This window comes from Salinisphaera japonica YTM-1, assembly GCF_003788585.1.
Taxonomy (GTDB): domain Bacteria; phylum Pseudomonadota; class Gammaproteobacteria; order Nevskiales; family Salinisphaeraceae; genus Salinisphaera; species Salinisphaera japonica.
In genome coordinates this window covers 1-16194 of sequence record NZ_AYKG01000008.1, presented here as the reverse complement: position 1 = coordinate 16194, position 16194 = coordinate 1, and the positions used below count along the sequence as shown (strand labels likewise).

Sequence of the window (16194 nt, the reverse complement as noted above, 5' to 3'; positions counted from 1 at the left end):
GTTGGCAATCCTGCGTTCTAGCCCCTTGCGCAGAAGGACACGCTAGATGGGCTATGCCTCGTCTTGCCGCCCATAGTCGATGTCATGGAGCGCTTGGCGCAGAATCGTATGAAACGGCAACACGCCCTAGCGTCGGCGCAGGTAATAAACCAGGCCACCGATTGCGATCGCGATGATCACCCCGACCAGTGCCAGCTGCTCGATGTTATGGATATGAGCGATCGCCTTGTCCACGGCATGCGCCAGATGCCAGGCCACGAGGCTGACGGTGGTTGACCAGATCAGCGTGCCGATCACGTCGTAAAACAAGAACCGCCAGGCCGATACGCCCAGCGAACCCAGCACGAATGGCGTAACCGAGCGCATGGCATACAGAAACCGGAAGCCGATCATGATCAGCGCGCCGTAACGCTCCAGAAGCGCTTCCACGCGTGTGGCCCTGGCATGCCAATGCGGGCGTCGAGCAAGTGCCGGGCGGCCCATGCGCTTGCCGACATGAAACCAGATATTGTCGCCGGCGATCGTGCCGAGTGTGGCGGCCAGCCAGACCAGGACGGGCACCAAAATGCTCTTGTGTGCGGCCACCATGCCCAGCAGTACCGCCGTTTCGCCCTCGAAGAAACAACCGGCGGCGATCGCCAGATAGCCATACTGGGCAATCAGTTGCGACAGGCTATCGACCATCGATCAGACAGCCAGACGCTCACGCAGCCAGCGGCCAATGGTGGCGATCTCGGGCAGACAGACCTGGTGCGCCATTGGGTATTCGTGCCAGGCCACATGGTAGCCGGCGGTCTCGAGCTGATCCCGGCTGGTCTGGCCCAGGGTGATCGGCACCACGGGGTCTTCCGTGCCATGGGCCATGAAGATCGCCACATCCGCGCTTTCGGCCGCGGCCTCGTCGGCCAGACGATCATGCAGCGGCAGGTAGGTCGACAGCGCCATCACCCCGGCCAGCCGCGCGTGCTGGCGTAGACCCACGTGCAGGGCGATGGCCCCGCCCTGGGAAAAGCCGGCCAGCACGATGCGCTCGGGCTTGATTCCGGCCTGGATCTCGCGCGCGATGAGTTCGTTGATCTGGTTGGCAGTGGCGGCGATGCCGTCCGCGTCCTGCTTGTCGGCGATATCCACGCCCTTGATGTCATACCAGGCCGGCATGGCCATGCCGTTGTTCACGGTCACCGGCCGGCTGGGGGCGTTGGGAAAAACGAAACGCACCGTGTGCGCCTCGCCCAGGCCCAGCTCGGGCACGATCGGCACAAAGTCGTTGCCATCGGCGCCCAGGCCGTGAAGCCAGATCACACAGGCATTGGCGGTGGCGGGCGAGTCGATTTCGACACAGTCGAGCATTGAAGAACCGCGGGGCAGGGAAAGGAGGGCCGAAGTCTGGACAGCACCGCAGCCTCTTGCAACAGGCCCTAGTCAAGCACGCATGCGAGTGTGTCTATGGTACAGTGTGACGCATCATGAGCGCGCGGCCGGCAACGGATCGCGCGGCCCAACAGTCAAGGAGTCAGGTCATGAAATCACGCGCTGCCATTGCCTGGGAGGCCGGCAAGCCCTTGTCGGTCGAAGAAATCGAGGTCGCCGGGCCCAAGGCCGGCGAGGTCTTGGTGCGCATCGTGGCCACCGGTGTGTGTCATACCGATGCCTACACGCTGTCCGGGGCTGATCCGGAAGGTTTTTTCCCGCGTATTCTGGGTCACGAAGGCGGCGGCGTGGTCGAGGACGTGGGCCCCGGGGTCACGTCGGTCAAGCCGGGTGATCACGTGATTCCGCTGTATACGGCCGAGTGTGGCGAGTGCAAGTTTTGTAAGTCCGGCAAGACCAATCTGTGTGGCGCGGTCCGCGAAACCCAGGGTCAGGGTGTCATGCCCGACGGCACCAGCCGGTTCTCGAAGAACGGCGAGATGCTCTATCACTACATGGGCACGTCGACGTTTAGCGAGTACACGGTGGTTTCCGAGGTCTCGCTGGCCAAGATCAGCCCCGAGGCACCGCTGGATAAGGTTTGCCTGCTGGGCTGTGGCATCACCACCGGCATCGGCGCGGTCTACAACACGGCCAAGGTCCAGCCGGGCGACAACGTCGCGGTCTTTGGCCTGGGCGCGATCGGTCTGTCGGTGATCCAGGGCGCGAAGATGGCGGGAGCCAATCGCATCATCGGTATCGATCTGAACCCGTCCAAGTTCGAGTTCGCCAAGCAGCTGGGCGCGACCGAGTGCGTCAATCCCAAGGACTATGACGATCCGATTCAGGCGGTCATCGTCGACATGACCGATGGCGGGGTCGAGCATTCCTTCGAGTGCATCGGCAATACCGAGGTCATGCGCAGCGCGCTGGAGTGCTGTCACAAGGGCTGGGGCGAGTCGACCATCATCGGCGTGGCCGGTGCCGGTGAGACCATTGAGACCCGGCCTTTCCAGCTGGTTACCGGCCGCGTGTGGCGTGGTTCCGCCTTCGGCGGGGTGAAAGGGCGCACGGAGCTGCCTGATTATGTGGGCCGCTATATGTCCGGCGATATCAATATCGATGATTTCGTCACCCATGACCTGAAGTTCGAGCAGATCAACGAAGCCTTCGACCTGTTGCATGAAGGCAAGGCGATCCGCTCGGTGCTGCATTTCTAGCAGGGCACAGACAATGGAAAAGATCGACGAGCACAAATCATTCGGCGGCTGGCAGCAGCGTCATACTCATGCCTCCAAGGTCTGTGGCTGTGACATGACGTTTTCGTTGTATCTGCCGCCAGCGGCCGAGACCGCGATCGTGCCGGTGGTCTATTGGCTGTCGGGGCTGACCTGTACCGACGAGAACTTTCCCAACAAGGCCGGTGCCCAGGAAATCGCGGCTGACCTGGGGATTGCCATCGTGGCCCCCGATACCAGCCCGCGCGGTGACGATATCGCCGACGACGCGGCCTATGATCTGGGCCAGGGCGCGGGCTTCTACGTCAACGCCACAGCCGCGCCGTGGTCCCGGCATTATCAGATGTACGACTACGTCACCCACGAGTTGCCGCAGGTTCTGGCCGAGGGGTTCGCTGATCAGCTGGATCTGGCGCGTGAGGCGATCGCCGGGCATTCGATGGGCGGCCACGGTGCGCTGGTCATCGGCCTGCGCAATCCGGATCGTTTTGCCGCGATCTCGGCGTTCTCGGCCATCTGCGCGCCGAGTGCCGTGTCCTGGGGCGAGAAAGCGTTCTCGACCTACCTGGGCGATGACAAACAGGCCTGGCTTGACTATGACGCCACGGCACTGATGCACGCGGCGAACAATCCGAAGGCCTTGCCGCCGATTCGTCTGGAGCAGGGCCTGGCCGACGGATTCCTCGACGAACAGCTGGCCCCGGAGCAGCTGGAAGCGGCCGCCAGGCAAACCGGTGCGCGGCTCGAGGTCAATCGGCGCAAGGGCTATGACCACAGCTATTTCTTCATCGCCTCGTTCATCGAGGATCACCTGCGTTTTCTGGCCCGTCATCTGGGCGCGTAGCAGGCAAGTGGTTACACTGGCGGCCTTCAATTCTCGATGAGCCGGCCATGACGAAACGATTGATGACCGCTTGGGTCGTACTCGCGCTTGCCGGCGCGGGTACGGTTCTGGTCGGCTGCGGCCAGAAGGGCGAGCTGTTCCTGCCTGGCGAAAACCCCAATCCGGCGACCCCGTTGCTCGACGACGACGCGGATGCGCCGCTGGCGTCTCCCGTCGAAGCCAAGACCACGGACGAGCCCTCGGATATGTCCGGGGAGTCCGCCAGCGACGGGCCGGCCGATACGGCTGCCGACGACGATAACTAGGGCTGCATGGATCATTTCAATTATCAGCAAGGCGCGCTGGCCGTCGAAGACGTGCCGCTGGCCGATATCGCGGCCCGTTTCGGCACGCCCACCTATGTCTATAGCGCGGCGACGCTGACGCGCCATTATCGGGTTTTCACCGAGGCCCTGGCCGGCATCGATCACGAGATCTGCTATGCGGTGAAGGCCAACGGCAATCTCGGCGTACTCGGCCTGCTGGCCGATCTGGGCAGCGGCTTCGATATCGTCTCCGTGGGCGAGCTCGAGCGAGTGATCACCGCCGGCGGCGATCCGGCCAAGGTCGTGTTCTCCGGCGTGGGCAAGCGCGACGATGAAATCGCGCGGGCATTGGACGTGGGCATCGCCTGTTTCAACGTCGAGTCGGCCTCGGAGCTGGATCGCATCGATGCCATCGCCCAGGCGCGTGGCGCGCGCGCGCCGATCTCGCTGCGCGTGAACCCGGATGTGGATGCCAAGACGCATCCTTATATCTCGACCGGCCTGAAAGAGAACAAGTTCGGGATCGCCGTGGATGAGGCCGAGGCCCTCTATCGCGAGGCCGCGACGCGCGCCGGGCTGAATGTTATCGGCGTGGATTGTCATATCGGCTCGCAGTTGACCGATCTGTCGCCTTTCAAGGATGCGGTCACACGGCTCCTGGCGCTCATCGATCGCCTGGCCGAGGCCGGCATCACGCTCGAACACATCGATGTGGGCGGGGGCCTGGGCATCACCTACGAAGACGAAACCCCGCCGAGCCCGGCGGCCTATGCCGAAGTCATCCGCGAGCTGGTCGCCGGGCGCGATCTGAAACTCATCTTCGAGCCCGGGCGTGTACTGGTGGCCAACGCCGGGGTGCTGCTCACCCGTGTGCTGCACTTGAAGCCCGGCCAGGACAGCGCCGACAAGCATTTCGCCGTGGTCGACGGCGCGATGAACGATCTCATCCGCCCCGCGCTTTACGACGGCTGGCACCGTATCGTGACCGTCGACGAACAGCCTGCGGCCACACCACGGGCCTGGGATATCGTGGGCCCGGTCTGTGAAACCGCCGACTTTCTCGGCCAGGGCCGCGAACTGGCCATCGCCCAGGGCGATCTCTTGGCCGTGCGCAGCGCCGGCGCCTACGGCTTTGCCATGGCCTCCAACTACAACGCCCGCCCGCGTGCGGCCGAAGTCATCGTGACCGGCCGCGACGTGCACGAAGTCCGTGCCCGCGAAACCATGGCCGACCTCATGCGCGGCGAGCGGCGTCTTTCTTCGTTCTAGTTGGGTGGGTGTTCTTTAAGACGGTTATCCGCAGATTTCGCAGATTGCACAGATTGGCGGTCTGGGCACGAGGCGCAAAAAGCACCGGGCGCCTCGTCGCATCGAAGCTCTGCTCGGGCTTTTCAAAGCATTTTTATCCGCAGATGGACGCCGATAAACGCAGATGGGCGGTTAATCCTGTGGGGCGGTGATGGCGCGGGGCGCTTTGGGCGAAAGGTGCGCTTCGGTTGAGCCGCAATGATGAAAAAACTTCGAATCCGAACCGATAGCGCAAAAAGCCGTGGCGCCCGGCAGTCTCTACGACGCAAACGCCGTCCGCCATCTGCGTATATCGGCGTCCATCTGCGGATAAATGTCTTCAAGGCGCCTAAGCCGAGCGCACAAGACAGAAAGCGCCACGCATCAATCGGCGCCTCACAGGCTTAACCGCCCATCTGTGCAATCTGTGAAATCTGCGGATAGTCCTTGAAGAACGAAGCCTGCCTAATGGCCGGCGTTGCTTTCCAACGCCCATGTTCACCTTGAAACGACAGCGCCAAAAGCCGTGGCGCCCGGCCGTCGCTACGAGGCAGACGCCGTTTGCCGTCTGCGTATATCGGCGTTCATCTGCGGATAAATGTCTTCAAGGCGCCTAAGTTGGGCGCATAAGGCAGAAGGCGCCCTGCACCCGCCTACGCCTCACAGCCCCAACCGCCCATCTGTGCAATCTGCGAAATCTGCGGATAGCCCCAAAGAACGAAGCTCCAGCGATAGACCCGAACCCGGCGCGCTCTTACAGTAGCGGGCATTGCTTGCCGACGATGCCTTTGTCATGCCTGATTCCAACGCCCACGGCCCGCTGATTCTCATCGACGGCTCGTCCTGGCTGTATCGCGCGTATCACGTGCTGCCCCCGCTCACCAACGGTAACGGTGAGCCGACCGGCGCGATCTATGGCATGACCAACATGCTGCGCAAGTTTCTGCGCGACTACGACTCGGATCGCATCGTGGTGGTCTTCGACCCGCGGGGCCCGACGTTTCGCAACGAGCTGTTTGCCGATTACAAGGCCAATCGTCCGCCGGTGCCGCCGGATCTCAACGATCAGTTTCAGGGCATTCAGGATGTGATCACCGCACTCGGCCTGCCGATCCTGCAGGTCGACGGCGTCGAGGCCGATGACGTGATCGGCACGCTGGCGGTGGCCGAGCCCGGCCCGGTGATCGTTGTCACCGGCGACAAGGACATGGCCCAGCTGGTCAATGATCGTGTGGTGCTCCTGGACACCATGCAGGACAAGCGCACGGACGTGGCCCGTGTGAACGAGAAGTTCGGCGTGCCCCCCGAGCGCATCACCGATTATCTGGCCCTGGTGGGCGACACCTCGGACAACGTGCCCGGCGTGCCCAAGGTCGGGCCCAAGACCGCAGCCAAATGGATCGAGAAATACGGCGATCTGGCCGGCGTGATCGCACACGCCGACGATATCGGCGGCAAGGTGGCCGACAACCTGCGGGCCGCCCTGGATGATCTGCCGCTCTACCAGGATCTGGTCACGATCCGCACGGCCCTGGAGCTGGGCGAGGCCGGCCAGAAACTGACCCGCACGCCCGTCGACGAAGACGCGTTGGTGGCACTTTATCGACGCTACGAGTTCTACAAGCTGCTCGACGAGATGGACGAACCGGCCGCGACCGACGATAACGTGGCCGCGGCCCCGATCGAGACGAACTACCAGAGCGTGCTGGACGAAGCCGGGCTCGAGGCCATGATGGCCAGGCTGGAAACGGCCTCATTGATCTGCGTGGATACCGAAACCGATGCGCTCTCGGCCATGCAGGCCGGGCTCGTCGGCCTGTCGTTCGCGGTCACACCGGGCGAGGCCTGGTATGTGCCGGTGGCCCACGATTATATCGGCGCGCCCGAGCAACTACCCATGGCCACCGTGCTCGAACGTATCAAGCCGGTGCTGGAAGACCCGGCCATCGCCAAGCTGGGCCAGCACATCAAGTACGACATCAACGTACTGGCGCGTTACGACATCCAGGTGCGCGGGGCCGATCACGACACCATGCTGGAATCCTATGTGCTGGATTCCACGGCCACGCGCCACGACATGGATTCGCTGGCCCAGAAATATCTGAATCGTACGACCACCAAGTTCGAGGAGGTGGCCGGCAAGGGCGCCAAGCAGGTCGGCTTCAATCAGGTGGCGCTGGAAGAAGCCACGCCGTATGCCGCCGAGGATGCCGATATCACGCTCCAGCTCCACGAGCTGTTGTACGGCCGCCTGGCAGAGATTGGCTCACTGCGCGCGCTCTATGAAGAGATCGAGATGCCGTTGATGCCGGTGCTGGCCCGCGTGGAGGCCAACGGCGTGCTGGTCGATGCCGATATGCTGGCTCGTGTCTCGGGCGAGATGGCCACGCGCATGGACGAGATTCAGGCCGAGGCCTTCACCGCCGCGGGCAGTGAGTTCAACCTGGGCTCGCCCACGCAGTTGAAGACCATCCTGTTCGATCAGCTCGAGCTGCCGGTCATCCGCAAGACACCCAAGGGCGCGCCCTCGACCGCCGAAGACGTGCTGCGCGAGCTGGCCGATCAACACGAGCTGCCCGCGCTCATCGTGGCCTGGCGCGAGCTGTCCAAGCTGCGCTCGACCTATGCCGAAAAGCTGCCCACGTTGATCAACCCGGCCACCGGGCGGATTCATACCAGCTATCACCAGGCCGTGGCCGCCACGGGGCGGCTGTCTTCGTCGGACCCCAACCTGCAGAACATCCCGATCCGCACCGAGGCCGGCCGGCGGATCCGTCAGGCCTTCATCGCCACGCCGGGCACAAAGATTCTGGCGGTCGACTACTCCCAGATCGAGCTGCGCATCATGGCGCATCTCTCGGGTGATCCGGGCCTGTTGGCGGCCTTCAACGAGGATCGCGATATCCACTCGGCCACGGCCGCCGAGGTCTTCGACACGCCGCTGGCGGCCGTCACGGCCGATCAGCGGCGGGCCGCCAAGGCCATCAACTTCGGGCTGATGTATGGCATGTCCTCATACGGCCTGGCCAAGCAGCTGGAGACGTCACGCGAAGAGGCCGGAGCCTATATCAATAAGTTTTTCGAGCGCTTTGCCGGCGTGGCCAAGTTCATGGACAACACTCGCAAGGCGGCCAAGGCCCAGGGCTATGTCGAGACCCTGTTCGGGCGCCGGCTGTATCTGCCGGAAATCAACGCCAAGAACGCCTCGCGCCGGCAGTACGCCGAGCGTACGGCCATCAACGCCCCGCTTCAGGGCACGGCCGCGGATCTAATCAAGAAGGCAATGATCGCCATCGATGCCTGGCTTGCCGAGTCGGCAACCGATATCCGCATGGTCATGCAGGTGCACGACGAACTGGTCTTTGAAGTACCGGCCGATCGGGCCGAGACGCTGGGACAGGAAATCGCCCAGCGTATGGGCGCGGTTGCCACGCTGGATGTGCCGCTGCTGGCCGAGGCCGGTGTGGCCGATAACTGGCAAGAGGCCCACTGATCGAGCTAAAGCGCTACCGCCCGTGGCCCCTGGCTGTTGAAGCGCGGGAAAACAACGCGTTACGGCTTTTAAAAAAAATTACGAAAAAGCCGGAACCTCTGCCCAACGGCTCGGTCTGATAGTTCGTAAGCATTCGGTTGCTTGCCCGCTTTTCTCCCTGAGCGGTAACCCCCATCCGGTTTTCCCCAAGAAATCGGATACTTGCCCCGACGGTACTTCCCCCTACCGCCGGGGTTTTCTTTTATAGGCCGTTGTATCGGCAGGCATTTTCGTTCTGCCATTGATGCACGAAAATTTTTTTCAAAAAATTTCGCAACCGGCGGAACTTCAAGCCGAACCCCCGGTCTGACCTTATGCAGGTTGCGAGATCTGCCCGCTTTTCTCCCTGAGCGGTCAATCCGGTTTCCCCGACCGGATCCGCCCCGACGATTTCCCCCGATCGTCGGGGCATTTTTTTGCCCGCTCGTTGCGCTGGCCCGGTGTTCGAGCAAGACGCTGGCCCTAGCCTGGCCCTGAAATCGGCCCTAAAGTCGGCCCTGGGTATTGCGATCGGCCCATCCCCCGACGGGCGTTCGCACCTGTGTCTAAGGCCATCACCGACCGCTCCCGGATTTTTTTTGAAAAAATCTGGAACTTGTCGTTCGAACCGGCGTCTCACCCTATGCAGGCGACGTGCTTGCCCGCTTTTCTCCCTGAGCGGTCAATCCGGTTTTCCCTGACCGGATCTGCCCTGACGATTTCCCCCGATCGTCGGGGCATTTTTTTGCCCGCTCGTTCCCCGGCGTCCACCTGGCGTTCGAGCAGGACGCTGGCGCTGAATCAGCCTTGAATATTGCGATTAGCCCATCCCCCGACGAGCGTTCGCACCTGTGTTCAAGCGGCTGATCGGCCGGATCCAGATTTTTTTTGAAAAAATCTGGAACTTGTCGCCCGGTGAGACGTCTTACCCTATGCAAGCAACGCGCTTGCCCGCTTTTCTCCCTGAGCGGTAACGGTTCGGTCTCCCCCAAGCCGGACAATCAGCTCCGGCGGCGTTCCCCCCGTCGTCGGAGCTTCTTTTTTTGGTCGTTTCGACCGGTTCCCTGAGCGTTTCTAGCTGAGCTCTTTATCGCACAGCTTTATGCCGGCGTCGACGCCAACCCCCTGATCAGCCGACGAAAGGTCGGTTTGGGTCGATGAGCGTCGACACGCTCGGATGCCGGGCTCAGATACGCGTATCGGCTGCGCTGTCCGAGGTGTCGGGCAGCAGGGCGCCGATGGCGGCCCGGGCGTCATCCACGCCAAGGCCCTTGGTGGCCGAGAACAGGCTCACGCTGGCGCCCTCGACCGCTTTTTCTGCCTCACGCAGGGTGTTGACCTGTTGGTTGCGCGACAGCTTGTCGGCCTTGGTCAACAGCAGATGAAACGACAGGCCATACTCGCCGCCCCAATGGATCATCTGCTGGTCGAAATCCAGCAGCGGCCGGCGCGCATCCATGATCAGAACGATCCCGGCCAGCGCGTCGCGCTTGGCGAGATAGCCCTCGATGAGCGCGCCCCATTGTGCCTTGACCTTGGGCGGTACCCGGGCAAAGCCGTAGCCGGGTAGGTCAGCGAAACGCAGATACCCGTTATCGAAGAAGTTGATGGCCTGGGTGCGGCCCGGTGTCTTGCTGGTTCGGGCCAGCGCTTTCTGCTGACACAGGGTGTTGATCGCACTCGACTTGCCGGCGTTTGAGCGCCCGGCAAAAGCGATCTCTGGCGCGCCGTCGCTCGGCAGGGCGGATAGATGAGGCGCGGAGAGCAGAAACCGCATGGTCTTGAAATCTTGAACGGTGAGTTCGGCCATGAAACAGGGCTCACAGAAGAATTGGGTCGCGCGATTGCTCACGCACAGGGCAGCAATTGCCGGCGGTCCGTGGCTGTTGTCCGCTCGAGCGGGCAAGCCTTGCTATTGTAGCGCCTTGAACGAGCAAGCCCCGACAGGAGTAGGCGTAATGCGGCGATGGTTGAGTGTGGTGTGTCTTATCGGCCTCTTGGGCACGACGAGTCTGGCGATGGGCCAGTCGTTGGTGACCCGCTATGTGCCCGGTGAGGATTATCGTGTCGTCGAGAGCGCCCCTCAGCGTGACGCCGACGAGCCGGTACAGGTGACCGAGTTTTTCTTGTATACCTGCCCGCACTGCTATCACTTCGATCCCGAGCTGGCCAAGTGGGTCAAGGCGCATCCGAACATCCGGTTCGAGCGCGTACCGGTCCTGTTCGGCCAGGGCGGGGCGGCTTATGCACGTCTGTATTACACCGAGCAGGCACTGGGCGTAACCGATCGCCTGCACGAGGCGATCTTCACCGCGATTCACGAACAAGGCCGGCCGTTGGCAACGCGGCCCGCACAGCGCAAGTTCATGATCGCGCACGGCGTGGACGGCAAGGCGTTCGACAAGGCCTACGACAGCGAGGCGGTCGAGGCCAAGATCCGATCCGTGGCCGCGCGCATGAAACGATTCCAGGTGACAGCGGTGCCGAGCCTGTCGGTCGGTGAGCAATACTGGGTCAGCGGGCGGCTGGCCGGCGATAACGATCGCATGCTCGACGTCGTGGATTATCTGATCGAGCAGACGCGCGACGGCGGCGAACCGGACGGCGCCTGACGGCGACCGGTCATCGGCCGTGTTGCTCGGATCGGTATGATGCGCTGTATCGGTAGTGCCCAGCAGTCGAACGTGTCTCTACTCATCACGTCCAGGTGTCTTTGTCTATGTTGATTCCGGTGTTGTTGGCCGGTGGCCTGGGCACGCGGCTATGGCCGGCATCGCGCTCGAGCCGGCCGAAGCAGTTTCTGTCGTTGATCGATACAGAAAAATCACTGCTCGTGGAGACCCTGGATCGTCTGGCGAGCCTGGATGAGCTGGGCCCGGTCATGGCGGTGGGCAGTGAAGCCCATCGGTTCATGATCGCCGAGCAAATGCAGCAGGCCGGCCATACCGGGCCGATCATCCTCGAGCCGGCGCCGCGCGGTACGGCCGCCGCGGCTGCCGCGGCCGCCCGGCTGGCGCTGGAGCAGTACGGCGAGGACGCCGAGCTGTTGTTGTTGCCCACCGATCATGCCGTGGCCGATAACCAGGCGTTCGTGGCCGCGCTGGCCAGCGCCCGTCATGCCACGCGCCATGGGCAGCTGGCGCTATTCGGCGTCAGCCCGGATCGGCCAGAGACCGGGTATGGCTATATCCGGGCCGGCGAACGCCAGGCTGATGGCCTGCGCCATGTGGATGCGTTCGTCGAAAAGCCCGGCGCCGAGCAGGCGCGGGCGCTGGCCAACGCGCCCGATCATTTCTGGAACAGCGGGATGTTCGTCTTTCGTGCCCGTGATTACCTGACGCTGTTGGGCGCTTATGCGCCGGACATCGATGCCGGCGTGGCCCAGGCGTTTGCCGGCTCGACCCGGGATATCGACTTCGTGCGCCTGGCCGCCGAGCCGTTCGAAGCGCTGGCCGCGGATTCGATCGACTACGCGGTGATGGAGCGTACCGATCGTGCGGTGATGGTCGAGCTGGCCACGGCGTGGTCGGATCTGGGCAGCTGGAGCGCGGTCGCCCGTGCCCGCGGGTACGATGAACAGGGCAATACCACGATCGGCGACTGCTGGCTGGAGGCCACCCGCGATACCGTGGCCTACAGCGAGAGCCGGCTCGTCGTCACGCTGGGCATCGATAACCAGGTTGTGGTGGAAACGGCTGACGCCGTACTGGTGGCTGATCGTTCGCGCGAGCAGGACATCAAGCAGCTCGTGGCACGCCTGGAGGCGGCCGGCCGCGCCGAGGCCACCGAACACCGCAAGGCGTATCGCCCCTGGGGGAGTTATCAGCAGATCGCGGCCGGGCCGCGCTACCAGGTCAAGCACATCCGCGTGACGCCCGGCGGGCGGCTGTCGTTGCAGTCGCATCATCATCGGGCCGAGCACTGGGTGGTGGTGCGCGGTACGGCACGGGTAACGCGCGATGACGAAGTCATGCTGTTGGCCGAGAACCAGTCCACGTATCTACCGCTGGGTGCCGTGCATCGCCTGGAAAACCCGGGCAAGGTCGATCTCGATCTGATCGAGGTGCAGTCAGGCAGCTATCTCGGCGAGGACGATATCGTGCGCTACGACGATGTCTACGGTCGTGCCGACACCAACGACGCCGAACCGACTTAAGTTTTCCTCGTTTCCAAGGAGCCCGCCGATGGGTCAGTACTATCCTTTCTTCAAGGCCTACGACGTACGCGCCAAGGTGCCCGACGAACTGGACGCCGATCTGGCGCGACGCATCGGCGCGGCCTTCGCCAGTGAGCTGTCTGCCAAGCAGGTGGTGGTGGGCCGGGATATGCGCCTATCCAGCCCCGAGCTGGCCGATGCGCTGATCGAGGGCCTGAACAGCGCTGGCGCCGACGTATTGGATATCGGCCTGTGTGGCACCGAAGAGGTCTATTACGGCGTGTTCTCGCAGGGTGCCGACGGCGGCATCATGGTCACGGCCAGTCATAACCCCAAGGATTACAACGGGTTGAAGTTCGTGCGCGAGGCGGCCAAGCCGATCTCCGCCGATACCGGTCTGGGCGATATCGAGCGACGTGTTCATGACGGCGATGTCGTGACCGTTGCCGAGCCGGGTCAGCGCCGTCCGTTGGACCAGCGCGATGATTACATCGATTTTCTGCTCGGCCAGATCAAGCCCGACGAGATGAAGCCACTCAAGATCGTGGCCAATCCGGGCAACGGCTGTGCCGGCCTGGTGGCTGAAAAGCTTGCCGCCCGCCTGCCGTTCGAGATCGTGCGCATGCAGTTTACGCCCGACGGCGAGCTGCCCAACGGTGTGCCCAACCCGCTGCTGGTGGAAAACCGAGAGGCCACCGCCGAGCAGGTGCGCATAAGCGGCGCGGATTTCGGTGTGGCCTGGGACGGGGATTTTGATCGCTGTTTCTTCTTCGACGAGACCGGGGCCTTCATCGAGGGCTATTACATCGTGGGCCTGATCGCGGCCAAGCTGTTGGAGATGAACCCGGGCGAGGCGATCGTCCACGACCCGCGTCTGACCTGGAATACGCTGGATCAGGTGGCTGCGGCTGGCGGGCGCGCTGTCGAGTCCAAATCCGGGCATTCATTCATGAAGCAGGTCATGCGCGACAACGATGCGCTCTATGGCGGCGAAATGAGCGCGCATCATTATTTCCGTGCGTTTTCCTATGCCGACAACGGGCATCTGCCCTGGCTGGTGCTGGCGCAGCTGGTTTCGGAGTCCGGCAAGCGCCTGTCTACGCTGGTCGAAGAACGCATCGCGGCCTTTCCGGCCTCGGGCGAGATCAATCGCAAGGTCGGCGATGCCGACGCGGTCGTCGCGGATCTGGAAGCCGCGTATCAGTCCGATGCCCAGACAGTGGATTATGTCGACGGCCTGTCGATGGATTTCGGCGCCTGGCGATTCAATCTGCGCAAGTCCAACACCGAGCCGGTCATTCGCCTGAACGTGGAATCCCGCGGGGATCGTGCGCTGATGGAGGACAAGACCGATGAGTTGTTGGCCCGTATCGGTGGCACCGCCTGATGGAAGCCCGCGACGGAATCGGTCTGAAGATCAGCAACGATACGCTACAGCTGATCGACCAGACCCAGCTGCCCCACACCGAACAGTGGCTGACGATCGCCGATACCCAGGCCATGATCGAGGCCATTCATGGCCTGAAAGTACGCGGTGCGCCGATGATCGGTATTGCCGCAGCGCTGTTTCTGGCCACGAAAGCCAGCGCCGGAGCGGGTGCCGACAGCCTGGCCGATGATCTGGCCCGGCTGCGTGATGCCCGTCCCACGGCGGTCAATCTCATGTTCGCGATGGACCGGCTGGCCGCGGCACTCGAACGCAATGGCCCGGCTGGGCTGATCGAAACCGCTGAGTCTCTGGCCGATCGGGATGCCATGCTCTGCGAGGCGATCGCCGATAACGGTGCGACCCGTATCGCCCACGGCGAGCAGATCATGACCCATTGCAATACCGGGGCGCTGGCCACTGCCGGGATCGGTACCGCACTGGGCGTGATCCGACGCGCGCACGAGCAGGACAAGGCGATCCATGTGTGGGTCAACGAAACCCGGCCGCTCCTGCAGGGCGGCCGGCTCACGGCCTGGGAGCTGGGCCGGCTGGGCATTCCCTACACATTGATCAGCGACAGCATGGCCGCGGCCGTCATGGCCACGCACCGGATCGATCGGGTGATTGTCGGCGCTGATCGTATTGCGGCCAATGGCGATACCGCCAACAAGATCGGCACTTATGGTTTAGCCGTGGCCGCGCGATATCACGGCGCGCGTTTCGAAGTGGCCGCGCCGTACACCACGCTTGATCCTGAATGCGACGACGGCTCAGCCATCGAGATCGAGCAACGCAGCCCCGCCGAAGTGCAGGGTGTGGCCGGGGCTGCCGGCGCTCTGCGTTGGGCGCCGATCGATGCGCCGGTCTACAACCCGGCCTTCGACATCACGCCGGCCGAGCTGATTGATAGCTGGATACTGGATATCGATGTCTTCGACCGGACCGACGTGGCCGGCGGTGCGCTTGATGCCGGCGGGGGCGCCTTCGGCTGACCCCGGCGCCTCGCGTTATACCAGCTCGATCCCTTCAAAGGTTTCAACCACGGGGTGATCCTGCTGGTTATACGCTTTTTCCTGTGTGGCCTCGTCGCGCGCAATCCAACAGGTCTGAAATCCGGCACGCTTGGCCGCATTCAACTCGCCGGCGCGATCAGAGACGAACAACAGCACCGCCGGCACTTCGCCCAGCGTCCTGGCAATCCGGGTATAGCTGTCGGCGTTGGTCTTCTTGCCGGTACGGGGGTCGAAAAACCCGGAGAACAGATCGGTCAGATCGCCGTGGTCGCCGTAACCCAGCAATAGACGCTGATCGTAGGCCGCCGACGCCGAGAACGTGTACAAGGCGCGATGATCTTCGGCCCAGCCCTGGAGCTTGACGACCGCGTCCGGGTAGACATGGCCTTCAAGTGCACCACTGCGATAGCCGTCCAGCCAGACCAGGCGCACGAGTTCGGCCAGCGAGGGAACCGCCTCGCCCTGGGCCAGGCTGGCCTCGGCCAGTTCGATGATACGGTCATCGTCAGCGTCTGGCTCATCCACCGCCTGGCAGAAGACATCCACCGCTGCCGCGACTTCCGGGGTGTGACGATGGCGTGTCAGCCATTCCGCGAAGTGTGCCTCGGCGTAGGGCACCAGCACATCGGCAGTGAATCGCGCGTCCGAGAGCGTGCCCTCGATATCGACAACGATGGCAATGATTTCCGGGGAGAGAGAGCCTTCAAGATACATAGCGTTATCAGGGCAGGGCAGTTGAGGTACCAATGCATGCTAGCCCAGGTGACAAGCCCGGGCGCCATCACGCGTCGATCGCCCAAAAGCCGGCTTGTTTTAAGCCTTGGAGACGGCCGCGGCCAACTTTTTCACAGAAACCTGTTGACCCGTGAGATTGAATCCCTAGAATACACATCTCTCGCAACGCAGCGAGGCCACAAACGCCGGCAACGGCGAGGCCAAACAAAGCGTTACGAGGCCAGCGAGACCGACTATTTAGATGGTTTTTCTGGGTGTTCGAAATC

Annotated in this window: 14 protein-coding genes; 9 read left to right on the top strand and 5 right to left on the bottom strand. The window is 63.0% G+C overall.

Going from position 1 to position 16194, the window contains the following annotated elements; all coding sequences use genetic code 11:
- Positions 1-126: 126 nt before the first annotated feature.
- Together SAJA_RS03620 and SAJA_RS03615 are read right to left on the bottom strand one after the other, a co-directional pair.
- Positions 127-684: a DedA family protein gene (locus tag SAJA_RS03620; protein ID WP_123657298.1), complete on the bottom strand. Its 558-nt coding sequence runs from the start codon at positions 682-684 to the stop codon at positions 127-129.
- A gap of 3 nt (positions 685-687) precedes the next feature.
- Positions 688-1350 carry an alpha/beta hydrolase gene (locus tag SAJA_RS03615; RefSeq protein ID WP_123657297.1) on the bottom strand — a complete coding sequence of 221 codons (663 nt, stop codon included), beginning with the start codon at positions 1348-1350 and terminating at the stop codon, positions 688-690.
- Positions 1351-1520: 170 nt separating this feature from the next.
- Here SAJA_RS03615 and SAJA_RS03610 point away from each other — a divergent pair, with 170 nt between their 5' ends.
- The 5 genes from SAJA_RS03610 (at position 1521) to polA (ending at position 8577) form a co-directional block, all read left to right on the top strand.
- Positions 1521-2630 (top strand): S-(hydroxymethyl)glutathione dehydrogenase/class III alcohol dehydrogenase, encoded by a 1110-nt coding sequence (locus SAJA_RS03610; protein WP_123657296.1) that lies wholly within the window; start codon positions 1521-1523, stop codon positions 2628-2630.
- Between the two features lie 13 nt (positions 2631-2643).
- Positions 2644-3492 (top strand): S-formylglutathione hydrolase, encoded by an 849-nt coding sequence (gene fghA, locus SAJA_RS03605; RefSeq protein ID WP_123657295.1) that lies wholly within the window; start codon positions 2644-2646, stop codon positions 3490-3492.
- 47 nt (positions 3493-3539) lie between these two features.
- Entirely contained in the window at positions 3540-3797 is a 258-nt protein-coding gene (gene lptM, locus SAJA_RS03600; RefSeq protein WP_123657294.1) for an LPS translocon maturation chaperone LptM, read from the top strand.
- A gap of 6 nt (positions 3798-3803) precedes the next feature.
- Positions 3804-5066 carry a diaminopimelate decarboxylase gene (gene lysA / locus SAJA_RS03595; protein ID WP_123657293.1) on the top strand — a complete coding sequence of 421 codons (1263 nt, stop codon included), beginning with the start codon at positions 3804-3806 and terminating at the stop codon, positions 5064-5066.
- Between the two features lie 811 nt (positions 5067-5877).
- Positions 5878-8577 (top strand): DNA polymerase I, encoded by a 2700-nt coding sequence (polA, locus tag SAJA_RS03590; RefSeq protein WP_123657292.1) that lies wholly within the window; start codon positions 5878-5880, stop codon positions 8575-8577.
- A 1204-nt stretch (positions 8578-9781) separates the two neighbouring features.
- On the opposite strand, the gene yihA is transcribed toward polA, so the two are convergent.
- The gene (gene yihA / locus SAJA_RS03585; protein ID WP_245963216.1) at positions 9782-10405 is read right to left on the bottom strand and encodes a ribosome biogenesis GTP-binding protein YihA/YsxC; all 624 of its coding nucleotides are present in this window, start codon (positions 10403-10405) and stop codon (positions 9782-9784) included.
- Positions 10406-10553: 148 nt separating this feature from the next.
- Between yihA and SAJA_RS03580 the strand changes: the two genes are divergently transcribed.
- From SAJA_RS03580 to mtnA, 4 genes are all read left to right on the top strand, one after another.
- Positions 10554-11207, top strand: a complete 654-nt coding sequence (locus SAJA_RS03580; RefSeq protein ID WP_184999727.1) for a thiol:disulfide interchange protein DsbA/DsbL — start codon at positions 10554-10556, stop codon at positions 11205-11207.
- Positions 11208-11314: 107 nt separating this feature from the next.
- Positions 11315-12751 carry a mannose-1-phosphate guanylyltransferase/mannose-6-phosphate isomerase gene (locus tag SAJA_RS03575; RefSeq protein ID WP_184999732.1) on the top strand — a complete coding sequence of 479 codons (1437 nt, stop codon included), beginning with the start codon at positions 11315-11317 and terminating at the stop codon, positions 12749-12751.
- A gap of 28 nt (positions 12752-12779) precedes the next feature.
- A complete protein-coding gene (locus SAJA_RS03570; RefSeq protein WP_123657289.1) occupies positions 12780-14138 on the top strand; it encodes a phosphohexomutase domain-containing protein in 1359 nt (452 codons plus the stop codon).
- A complete protein-coding gene (gene mtnA / locus SAJA_RS03565; RefSeq protein WP_123657288.1) occupies positions 14138-15172 on the top strand; it encodes an S-methyl-5-thioribose-1-phosphate isomerase in 1035 nt (344 codons plus the stop codon). The genes SAJA_RS03570 and mtnA overlap by 1 nt, the downstream gene beginning before the upstream one ends.
- 15 nt (positions 15173-15187) lie before the next feature.
- Here the strand turns inward: mtnA and mtnC are convergent, their stop codons facing one another.
- Both mtnC and SAJA_RS15215 read right to left on the bottom strand, forming a co-directional pair.
- A complete protein-coding gene (gene mtnC / locus SAJA_RS03560) occupies positions 15188-15907 on the bottom strand; it encodes an acireductone synthase (protein WP_123657287.1) in 720 nt (239 codons plus the stop codon).
- Between the two features lie 67 nt (positions 15908-15974).
- A partial coding sequence (locus SAJA_RS15215; RefSeq protein WP_221180111.1) for a hypothetical protein occupies positions 15975-16194 on the bottom strand: 220 nt, incomplete at its 5' end.

Coding starts and splice junctions, on each gene's coding strand:
- SAJA_RS03620 (WP_123657298.1), bottom strand. CDS start 684: ATGGTCGATAGCCTGTCGCAACTGATTGCCCAGTATGGCTATCTGGCG.
- SAJA_RS03615 (WP_123657297.1), bottom strand. CDS start 1,350: ATGCTCGACTGTGTCGAAATCGACTCGCCCGCCACCGCCAATGCCTGT.
- SAJA_RS03610 (WP_123657296.1), top strand. CDS start 1,521: ATGAAATCACGCGCTGCCATTGCCTGGGAGGCCGGCAAGCCCTTGTCG.
- fghA (WP_123657295.1), top strand. CDS start 2,644: ATGGAAAAGATCGACGAGCACAAATCATTCGGCGGCTGGCAGCAGCGT.
- lptM (WP_123657294.1), top strand. CDS start 3,540: ATGACGAAACGATTGATGACCGCTTGGGTCGTACTCGCGCTTGCCGGC.
- lysA (WP_123657293.1), top strand. CDS start 3,804: ATGGATCATTTCAATTATCAGCAAGGCGCGCTGGCCGTCGAAGACGTG.
- polA (WP_123657292.1), top strand. CDS start 5,878: ATGCCTGATTCCAACGCCCACGGCCCGCTGATTCTCATCGACGGCTCG.
- yihA (WP_245963216.1), bottom strand. CDS start 10,405: ATGGCCGAACTCACCGTTCAAGATTTCAAGACCATGCGGTTTCTGCTC.
- SAJA_RS03580 (WP_184999727.1), top strand. CDS start 10,554: ATGCGGCGATGGTTGAGTGTGGTGTGTCTTATCGGCCTCTTGGGCACG.
- SAJA_RS03575 (WP_184999732.1), top strand. CDS start 11,315: ATGTTGATTCCGGTGTTGTTGGCCGGTGGCCTGGGCACGCGGCTATGG.
- SAJA_RS03570 (WP_123657289.1), top strand. CDS start 12,780: ATGGGTCAGTACTATCCTTTCTTCAAGGCCTACGACGTACGCGCCAAG.
- mtnA (WP_123657288.1), top strand. CDS start 14,138: ATGGAAGCCCGCGACGGAATCGGTCTGAAGATCAGCAACGATACGCTA.
- mtnC (WP_123657287.1), bottom strand. CDS start 15,907: ATGTATCTTGAAGGCTCTCTCTCCCCGGAAATCATTGCCATCGTTGTC.